The sequence below is a fragment of the Bartonella sp. AA86SXKL genome, assembly GCF_042196885.1.
In genome coordinates, this window is record NZ_JBHIRE010000567.1 from 1 (window position 1) to 558 (window position 558).

General features: G+C 39.1%; 1 protein-coding gene. It reads left to right on the forward strand.

Features of this window, described 5'->3' with window-relative positions; translation table 11 throughout:
• The coding region (locus ACFIO5_RS13315; RefSeq protein WP_522729905.1) for a PP-loop family protein at positions 1 to 558 on the forward strand (558 nt) is incomplete at both ends.

Genomic DNA, 558 nt, shown 5'->3' on the forward strand with positions numbered 1-558 from the left:
AAAACTTTTGCAAAATTTTGTTCTTAAAATCTCTAATCTTAAAGGCAATTGGTCAATGGCTTCTTATCGTGAGCAGACAATTGCTAAGATACGGCAAAAAGTAGGAAAAAGTCGTGTCATCTGTGGTCTTTCAGGTGGTGTGGATTCATCAGTTGTGGCAGTGCTCCTTCATGAAGCAATAGGAGATCAACTGACATGTATTTTGGTAGACCATGGGTTGATGCGCAAAAATGAGGCTCAAGAAGTTCTTACATTATTCCGAGATCATTATAATATAAAGCTTATTCATGTTAATGCCGCCAATATGTTTCTCAATGCTCTAGAAGGTGAGATAGATCCAGAAAAAAAGCGCAAAACGATAGGCCGCCTTTTCATTGAAGTTTTTGAAGAAGAAACCAAAAAGATTGGCGGTGCAGAATTTTTAGCGCAGGGCACGCTTTATCCAGATGTCATTGAGAGTATATCAGCTATTGGTAAATCGGTAACAATTAAAAGCCATCATAATGTAGGGGGATTACCGGAGCGGATGAACATGAAACTTGTAGAGCCATTGCGTGA